Annotated in this window: 8 protein-coding genes, 1 tRNA gene and 1 pseudogene; 6 read left to right on the top strand and 4 right to left on the bottom strand. The window is 74.5% G+C overall.

The window, feature by feature from the left end:
* Positions 1-125 precede the first annotated feature (125 nt).
* Positions 126-356, top strand: a complete 231-nt coding sequence (locus ACR807_RS39965; protein ID WP_438926748.1) for a hypothetical protein — start codon at positions 126-128, stop codon at positions 354-356.
* A 24-nt stretch (positions 357-380) separates the two neighbouring features.
* Here ACR807_RS39965 and ACR807_RS39970 read toward each other — a convergent pair whose 3' ends face one another.
* On the bottom strand, positions 381-1,538 hold the full coding sequence (locus tag ACR807_RS39970; protein ID WP_438926749.1) for an epoxide hydrolase family protein: 1,158 nt from the start codon (positions 1,536-1,538) through the stop codon (positions 381-383).
* Between the two features lie 94 nt (positions 1,539-1,632).
* Here ACR807_RS39970 and ACR807_RS39975 point away from each other — a divergent pair, with 94 nt between their 5' ends.
* The 3 genes from ACR807_RS39975 (at position 1,633) to ACR807_RS39985 (ending at position 3,927) form a co-directional block, all read left to right on the top strand.
* A complete protein-coding gene (locus tag ACR807_RS39975; RefSeq protein WP_438926750.1) occupies positions 1,633-2,298 on the top strand; it encodes a TetR/AcrR family transcriptional regulator in 666 nt (221 codons plus the stop codon).
* Positions 2,282-2,677 (top strand): PPOX class F420-dependent oxidoreductase, encoded by a 396-nt coding sequence (locus tag ACR807_RS39980; RefSeq protein WP_438926751.1) that lies wholly within the window; start codon positions 2,282-2,284, stop codon positions 2,675-2,677. The genes ACR807_RS39975 and ACR807_RS39980 overlap by 17 nt, the downstream gene beginning before the upstream one ends.
* A 92-nt stretch (positions 2,678-2,769) precedes the next feature.
* Positions 2,770-3,927, top strand: coding sequence for a hypothetical protein (locus ACR807_RS39985; RefSeq protein WP_438926752.1), 1,158 nt, complete (start codon positions 2,770-2,772; stop codon positions 3,925-3,927).
* Between the two features lie 123 nt (positions 3,928-4,050).
* On the opposite strand, the gene ACR807_RS39990 is transcribed toward ACR807_RS39985, so the two are convergent.
* The 3 genes and pseudogenes from ACR807_RS39990 to selD all read right to left on the bottom strand — a co-directional run bounded on the left by ACR807_RS39990 (position 4,051) and on the right by selD (position 6,815).
* Entirely contained in the window at positions 4,051-4,317 is a 267-nt protein-coding gene (locus tag ACR807_RS39990) for a GlsB/YeaQ/YmgE family stress response membrane protein (RefSeq protein WP_438926753.1), read from the bottom strand.
* Between the two features lie 153 nt (positions 4,318-4,470).
* Positions 4,471-5,631, bottom strand: a pseudogene (locus ACR807_RS39995) (transcription termination factor Rho, short form); the annotation flags it as partial.
* Positions 5,632-5,825: 194 nt separating this feature from the next.
* Positions 5,826-6,815: a selenide, water dikinase SelD gene (gene selD / locus ACR807_RS40000; protein ID WP_438926754.1), complete on the bottom strand. Its 990-nt coding sequence runs from the start codon at positions 6,813-6,815 to the stop codon at positions 5,826-5,828.
* 73 nt (positions 6,816-6,888) lie between these two features.
* Here selD and ACR807_RS40005 point away from each other — a divergent pair.
* Both ACR807_RS40005 and selA read left to right on the top strand, forming a co-directional pair.
* A tRNA-Sec gene (locus tag ACR807_RS40005) sits at positions 6,889-6,983 on the top strand.
* A 27-nt stretch (positions 6,984-7,010) separates the two neighbouring features.
* Positions 7,011-8,011, top strand: a 1,001-nt coding sequence (gene selA / locus ACR807_RS40010; protein ID WP_438926755.1) for an L-seryl-tRNA(Sec) selenium transferase, incomplete at its 3' end; no start/stop codon positions are given.

The following is an 8,011-nucleotide window of genomic DNA, read 5'->3' on the forward strand; positions in this document are numbered from 1 at the left end:
CGCCGGCCGCGCCCGCGTCCTTACCCGCCGGACGGCGTCCCCGCCTGCCGGGCGGTGCGCGTTGTCGTCGGGTGCCGGACGCGTGGCGTGGCTAGGCTGGTGGCGCCGGGTCGGGAGGAGAGGGCATGACGGACGAGGAGCTGGTCGTCGAGTTCGCCCTGACCCGCCTGGACAACCCCGGTCTCGACCTGGAGGAGATCGCCTCGCTCGTCGTCCGCCGGGTGGGCGAGGACCGGATGCTGGAGTTCGCCTCCCGCAACCTCGCCACGCGCGGCGAGTTGCGCGGGGCCGTGTTCCCGTCCGCCGTGGAGCACGTGCTGCGGGTCGTGCTGACCCTGCGCGGACCCGTCGACTAGCAGGGCCTGGCGACGTGCCGGCCCTCAGCGGTCCGGGCGCACCGAACGGAACGTCGTCCGGACCTCCTCGACCAGGGCGGCGGGTTGTTCGAGGGCGGCGAAGTGCCCGCCGCGGTCGAGTCGCCGGTAGTGCAGGACGTCGGTGTAGCGCCGCTCGACCCACCGGCGCGACGCCTGGACGGCCTCGCCGGGGAACACGCTGAACCCGGCCGGCGTGGGGTTGGGCCCGGGGGACGGCCGCGGTTCGCGCCGCGCCTCCCAGTACAGCCGCGCCGCCGAGGCACCGGCGTTGGGCAGCCAGTACATCATCACCTCGTCCAGGATCTCGTCGCGGTCGACGACCAGTTCGGGGTCGCCGTCGTGGTCCGCGACGTCCTGGAAGAGCGTGTAGATCCACGCGGCCAGGCCGACGGGGGAGTCGGCCAGGGAGTAGCCGATCGTCTGCGGTCGCGTGGACTGCTCCCGCGCGTAACCGTCCTGCACGGCCTCGTAGTGCCGCGCCCGCTCGATCATGCGCTGCTCGTCCGGCGTCGCCTCGGCCACCTCGCGCTCGGTGGGGAACACCATCGGCAGGTTGACGTGCATGCCGAGGAACCCGGCGGGCGCCTCGCGGCTGATCGCCTCCACGACCGCCGATCCCCAGTCGCCGCCCTGCGCCACCCACTCGTCGTAGCCCAGCCGGCGCATCAGCCCGACCCACGCGTCGGCGATCCGCGACGGCCCCCAGCCGGTGGTCGTCGGTTTGTCGGAGAAGCCGAACCCCGGCATGGACGGGACGACGACGTGGAACGCGTCCTCGGCCCGCCCGCCGTGCGCGACCGGGTCGGTCAACGGGCCCACCAGGCGCCGGAACTCCAGCACGGAACCGGGCCAGCCGTGGCAGAGCAGGAGGGGGAGGGCCGACGGCTCGGGCGAGCGGGCGTGCAGGAAGTGGACGCCCACCCCGTCCAGGACGGTGCGGAACGAGCCGATGTCGTTGATCTCCCGCTCGCAGCGCCGCCAGTCGTAGCCGGTGGCCCAGTGCTCGCACAGCGCGCGCACCCGGTCCAGCCCGGGACCCTGGTCGGCGGCGGTCTCCCGGTCGGGCCAGCGGGTGTCGGCGAGCCGGCGGGCGAGTCGGTCGAGCTCCGCGTCGTCGACCGCGATGCGGAACGGTTCGACGGTCGTGGTCGATCGGGACACGGGGCCTCCAGGGGATGTCGGGACCGCAGCGTAGCAAGAAAGTGGAATCTGGATTCAACTTGAGAACCGTTCTTCCACTTGCTAGGTTCGCCACGTGGAAGAACGTCCGCTGCGCCGCGACGCGGAGCGCAACCGGCAGCTCCTGCTGCGCACGGCCCTCGCCCTGATGGCCCGGGAGGGCCTGGGCGTGCCGTACGAGAAGATCGCCCGCGAGGCCGGCACCGGCACGGGCACCGTGTACCGCCGGTTCCCCGAGCGGTCGGCCCTGGTGGACGCCCTGTTCGCCGAGCACGTCGACGCCGTGGTCGACCTCGCCCGGCGGGCGAGCCTGGTCGAGGACCCGTGGGAGGGGCTCACCTGGTTCATGACGCGGCAGTTCGAGCTGGAGGCCGGCAACCGGGGCCTCGGCGAGCTGCTGCGCGGCGGGGGGCAGGCGTCGGACCTCGTGGTGCGGGGACGGGCCCGGATCACCCCGCTCGTGGCGCGGTTGGTCGACCGGGCGATCGCCGCCGGGCAGCTGTCCGCCGGGGTGGTCCCGGGCGACTTCGTCGCCGTGCACCTGATGGTCGGCGCGGTGGTCGACGCCGCCCGGGGGGTGGACCCCGACCTCTGGCGGCGCGCCCTGACCGTGGCGCTCGCCGGGCTCCGCCACGCCGAACTGCCCGGCACGCCGCCGGACGAACAGGTCATCGACCGCCTCTACGGCGTCCCACCCGCAACACCCGACGAGAAGGTCGTACCCCGTGCCGCTCCCGAATGACCTGCTGGACGTCCTGCGCGCGCCGGCCCTCTGCTTCCTGACGACCCTCATGCCGGACGGCTCGCCCCAGATCACCGAGACCTGGGTGGACACCGACGGGGAGAACGTCGTCGTCAACACGGTGACCACGCACCAGAAGGCGCGCAACGTCGAACGCGACCCGCGGGTCGCCGTGGCCATCGCGGACCCGGCCTCCCCGGCGCGCTACTGGGCGATCCGGGGCCGCGTCCTGTCGGCCACGGTCGAGGGCGCGGCGGAGCACGTCGACGAGCTGTCCCACAAGTACCTGGGGCGTCCCTACCCCTGGTTCGGCGGCCGGGACCAGCAGCGCCTCGTGCTGGTCATCGGCGTGGACAAGCTGCACGCGCCGCACGGCTGACCGGTGCGCCCCCGGGCAGGGGTGTTGATCGGGGTGCCGGGTGCCGCCATGATGACCGTTCGTTGGTTCTCAACCACACTGGGGGTAATTCAGTGGGTAAGTACCGATCACTGGTCGTCGCACTGGTCGCGGGGCTCGCGGTCGTGGTGCCGGTCGTGCCCGCGCAGGCGGCGACGACGTTGCCCGCGGCGGACTTCCGGCTCAGGGCGACCGCCTACTCCGGCCTCATCGACGACCTGGACGCCGCGCTGCCGAACGTGAGCGTGCCGACGGTCGTGGGCGACGGCAACCGCGCCGCCACCGCCTGCTCGCCCGCCGCGGCCAACCGGGTCGCCGCGTTCTGCTGGAACAGCGGCGACGACGACGTCGCCTACTGGGTCCCGCAGGGCATCACCACGACCGCCGACGCCTACGGCGAGGCCACCTACGAGGGCGCGACCGCGGTCCTGGTCAGCTGGTACGACAACGGCACGGACGGCGTGGACCGGGGAACCCGGGTCTCGTTCGTCGACTACTCCACCCCGTCCGCGCCCACCTACCGCCACGTGCTGCTGGTCGAGCCGGTCGCCACCGGCACCGGCCAGGCGTCGTTCCGGCCGGTGAACCTGCACGCCGGCGGCGTGTTCTGGTACGGCCACCACCTCTACGTCGCCGCGACCGGCACCGGCTTCCGGGTGTTCGACGTGCGGCACATCTGGCAGACCAGCACCACGAACGGCTCCGCGATCGGCCGCCAGGCCGACGGCAGCTACCAGGCGTACGGCTACAAGTACGTGCTGCCGCAGGCGTTCGCCTACAACCAGTCCACCACCGGCGGCCGGGCGGCCATCCGCTTCTCGTTCGCCTCGCTCGACCGCACCAGCACCCCGGACAGCGTGGTCGTGGGCGAGTACGCCAACCCGGGCACGGGCAGCAGGCTGTTCCGCTTCCCGATCGACCACACCGACCGGATGCTCACCGAGTCGTCCGACGGCTACGCCAGGGCCGTCGAGGCGTACGAGGTGTCGGTGCAGAGCATGCAGGGCGCGACCGCGATCAACGGCAAGTACTACCTGTCCACCAGCGACGGCAGCGGCAACGCGGGCGACCTGGCCACCTTCACGCCCGGCGGCTCGGTGACCGTGCGGCACGACGTGCTGCCGATCGGCCCGGAGGACTTCTCCTACTGGCCCGCCAAGGGGCAGCTCTGGTCGCTGACCGAGTACGCGGGCAGCCGCTCCGTCTTCGCGGTCCGCGCCTCCGCCTACTGACCCGTGCGGCGGCCGGGCACGGCCCCCTCGGCGACCGCGACGCGTCCTTCCGGCGACCGCGACGCGGAACGGCCCCGTCACCCGGGTGGGTGACGGGGCCGTTCTGGGTCTGGTTGGTCGTGGTTACCGGACGCTGGGGCGGTGGCGGCCACCGGCGACGGCCTCCGCGACGCCGATGAGCAGCACCGAGGCGATCACGGCGATGATGAAGCCCAGCACGTTCAGCTCGAAGATGTCGCCGGTGCCGAGCAGGTTGGCGATGGTCCCGCCGATGACGGAGCCGACCAGCCCCAGCAGCAGCGTCGCCACGATGCCGAGGTTCTGCTTGCCGGGCTTGATCAGGCGGGCGAGCGCACCGATGATCAACCCGGCGACGATGAACCCGATCACGTCACCCTCCTGGTGGTCGATTGCCTTCTGGGGGAGGGTTACCCGACCGGATCGCCGCTCAACCACCCCGTTGCGCGGCCGGGTGGGCCGGGGCCGCCGCGCGGAGCGGCGGCAGGCCCGTGACCAGGCGTTCCCGTCAGCGCGGGACCCGGGTCAGCGGGGCGTGGTCGCGGTGAGCCGGGTGAGGAACTCGGCGTTGTCGCGGGTCTTGCGCAGGCCGTCGAGCAGGACGTCCAGGGCGTCCTCGCGCCGGTCGAGGGCGCGGCGCAGCAGGCGGGTCGCGGCGGCCTCCGCGGGCGTCAGCAGCAGGTCGTCGCGGCGGGTGCCGGACTGGGCGACGTCGACGGCCGGGTACGCGCGGCGGTTCGCCGCCTTGCGGTCCAGCCGCAGCTCGGCGTTGCCGGTGCCCTTGTACTCCTCGAAGATCAGCGCGTCGCCGAGCGAGCCGGTGTCCACCAGCGCGGTGGCGATGACGGTCAGCGAACCGCCGCCCTCGACGTTGCGGGCCGCGCCCAGGAAGCGCTTGGGCGCCACCAGGGACGCCGAGTCGACACCGCCGGAGAGGGTGCGGCCGGACGCCGGCGCGATCAGGTTGTGCGCGCGGCCCAACCGGGTGATGGAGTCGAGCAGCACCACCACGTCCCGGCCCAGCTCCACGAGGCGCTTGGCGCGTTCGATCGCGAGTTCGGCGAGGGCGGTGTGGTCGCGGGGTGGTCGGTCGAACGTGGCGGCGGCGACCTCGGCCGGCACGGCGCGCGACAGGTCGGTCACCTCCTCCGGGCGTTCGCCGACCAGCACGAGCATCACGTGGCACTCGGGGTGGTTCTTGGCGATGCCGTGCGCGATGGCCCGCAGCGCGGACGTCTTGCCCGCCTTGGGCGGCGCGACGACCAGCGCCCGCTGCCCCTTGCCCAGGGGCATCAGGAGGTCGGCGACGCGGGTGGTCAGCTCGTGCGGGTCGGTCTCCAGCCGCAGGCGCTCGTCCGGGTGGACGGGCACCAGGTCGGTGAACGCGGGCCGCCCCGCGGAATGCCTGGGGTGCATGCCGTTGACGGTGTCGACACCGTCCAACGTGGACTTGTCGCGCTCGTGGCGGACGGGGCCGGTCACCGCGTCGCCGCGGCGCAGGCCGTGCCTGCGCACGAGGTTCCCGGGCACGGCGACGTCGTCGGGGCCGGGCAGGTAGCCGTCCGCGCGCAGCACGGCGCGTTCGCCCACCACGTCGAGGATTCCGGTGGTGAGGCGCGGGACGGTGGTGTTCGTGGTCATGGTGTGCTTCCTCGGGGTGTGGGAGAACGCGCGGCGACCGCCGGCGGACGGGACTCCCGGCTCCGGGTAAGACGTCGTGCGACGCCACGTCCGGTGTGATGCGCGGGGAGTGCTGGGACCTCGGGACGGGGGCGGGGCCACCGGCGTGCACGAGGGGTAGACGTGTTCAGGGTAGCCCACACCGCGGACGGCGTGCAACCCGCGCGGGCCGGGGTGCGGGCTACCCGCGCGGGTAGCGGTCAGCGGACGACGAGCACGTGCTCCCCGCGCGGCACGAGTTCGCCCACCACCGGCGCGCCGGGGACCTCGCCCGCGACCAGCAGGCCGCCCGAGGTCTGCGCGTCGGCCAGCAGCAGCGCCTCGTCCTCGTCCACCGCGCCCAGGTCGGCGTGCGGGCGCACCCAGTCCAGGTTGCGCCGCGTGCCGCCGCTGACGTGGCCGTCCCGCAGCGCCTCCCGCGCGCCCTCCAGGTACGGCACGGCCGCCGCGTCCACGACCGCCGTCACGCCGCTCGCCCGCGCCAGCTTGTAGAGGTGGCCGAGCAGCCCGAAACCGGTGACGTCGGTCGCGCACACCGCCCCGGCGTCCAGGGCGGCCCGGGAGGCGTCGCGGTTGAGCCGCGTCATCGCCTCGACCGCCTGCGGGAACACCTCGCCGGTCGCCTTGTGCCTGCTGTTGAGCACGCCGATGCCCAGCGGCTTGGTCAGCGACAGCGGCACGCCCGGCCGGCCGGTGTCGTTGCGCAGCAGGCGGTCCGGGTCCCCGATCCCGGTCACGGCGAGGCCGTACTTGGGCTCGTGGTCGTCCACGCTGTGCCCGCCGGCCAGGTGCGCGCCGGCCTCCGCGCACACCTCCTGACCACCGCGCAGCACCTCGGCCGCCAGCTCGAACGGCAGCACGCCGCGCGGCCACGACAGCAGGTTCAGCGCCACCACCGGCCGCCCGCCCATGGCGTAGACGTCGGACAGGGCGTTGGCCGCGGCGATGCGCCCCCAGTCGAACGGGTCGTCCACCACGGGCGTGAAGAAGTCGGTGGTGGCGATCAGCGCGAGGCCGTCGCGCACCCGCACCACGGCCGCGTCGTCGCCGTGGTCGAGGCCCACCAGCAGCTCGCCGGGCGGGTCCCGGGGCACGACGCCGGTCAGGCCGCGCACCACCTCCTCCAGCTCACCGGGAGGGATCTTGCAGGCGCAACCGCCGCCGCGGGCGTACTGGGTCAACCTGATCACCTCCCCAGCGTGCCCGGTGGCGTGGCGCCGCGCACCCGCCGGGCGGGCCTGGCAGGATTGGGCGATGGCACGAGGAGGCGTACCCGGCCTGGTGGCCGGCGCGGTCTTCAACACCGTTGAGCGGCAGGACCTGTCGCTGGCGGGTTCGATTCCCGTCCGCCTCCGCCACGGCGGGGCCGAAGGGCCGGGGGACCGGTGACGGACCTCCGGCGCGCGGTCCCGCGCACCGACCTGGTGCTGGCCGACCCGAGGCTGGCCCCCGCCGTGGCGGAACTGGGCCGGTCCCTGGTCAAGGCCGCCGTGGTGCAGGCCCAGCAGCGGGTGCGCGAGGGGCTGGTCGCGCCGGCCGGCGTGGTCGACGACGTGCTCGCCGCGCTGCCCGCCCGCGCCTCGTCGCTGCGGCCCGTGCTCAACGCCACCGGCGTCGTCGTGCACACGAACCTCGGCCGCGCGCCGCTGTCCCGGGCCGCCGTCGCCGCGGTCGCCGACGCCGCGGGCTGCACGGACGTCGAGTTCGACCTGGCGACCGGCGCGCGGGCCCGGCGGGGGCGCGGCGCGCTGGCCGCCCTGGCCGCCGCCGTGCCGGACGCGGGCGACGTGCACGTGGTCAACAACAACGCCGCCGCGCTGCTGCTGTGCGCGCTGGCCCTGGCGCCGGGCCGCGAGATCGTGGTCAGCCGGGGCGAGCTGGTCGAGATCGGCGACGGCTTCCGCATCCCCGACCTGCTGGCCTCCACCGGCGCACGGCTGCGCGAGGTCGGCACCACCAACCGCACCCACCTGCGCGACTTCGCCGACGCGATCGGCCCGGACACCGGGTTCGTGCTGCGCGTGCACCCGTCGAACTTCCGCGTCACCGGCTTCACCAGCGCGCCGGACGTCGCCGAGCTGGCCGGCCTCGGCGTGCCGCTGGTCGTCGACATCGGCTCGGGCCTGCTCGCGCCGCACCCGCTGCTGCCCGGCGAACCGGACGCGGCGAGCGCGCTGCGGGCGGGCGCGGACCTCGTCACGGCGTCCGGGGACAAGCTGCTCGGCGGGCCGCAGGCGGGGCTCCTGCTCGGCGACGCCGACCTCGTGCACCGGCTGCGCCGCCACCCGGCGGCCCGCGCCCTGCGCGTGGACAAGCTGACCCTGGCCGCGCTGGAGGCCACCCTGCTCGGCCCGCCCGCCCCCGTGGCGGCGGCGCTGGACGCCGA

It is taken from the genome of Saccharothrix sabaoui (assembly GCF_051756985.1).
GTDB lineage: Bacteria > Actinomycetota > Actinomycetes > Mycobacteriales > Pseudonocardiaceae > Actinosynnema.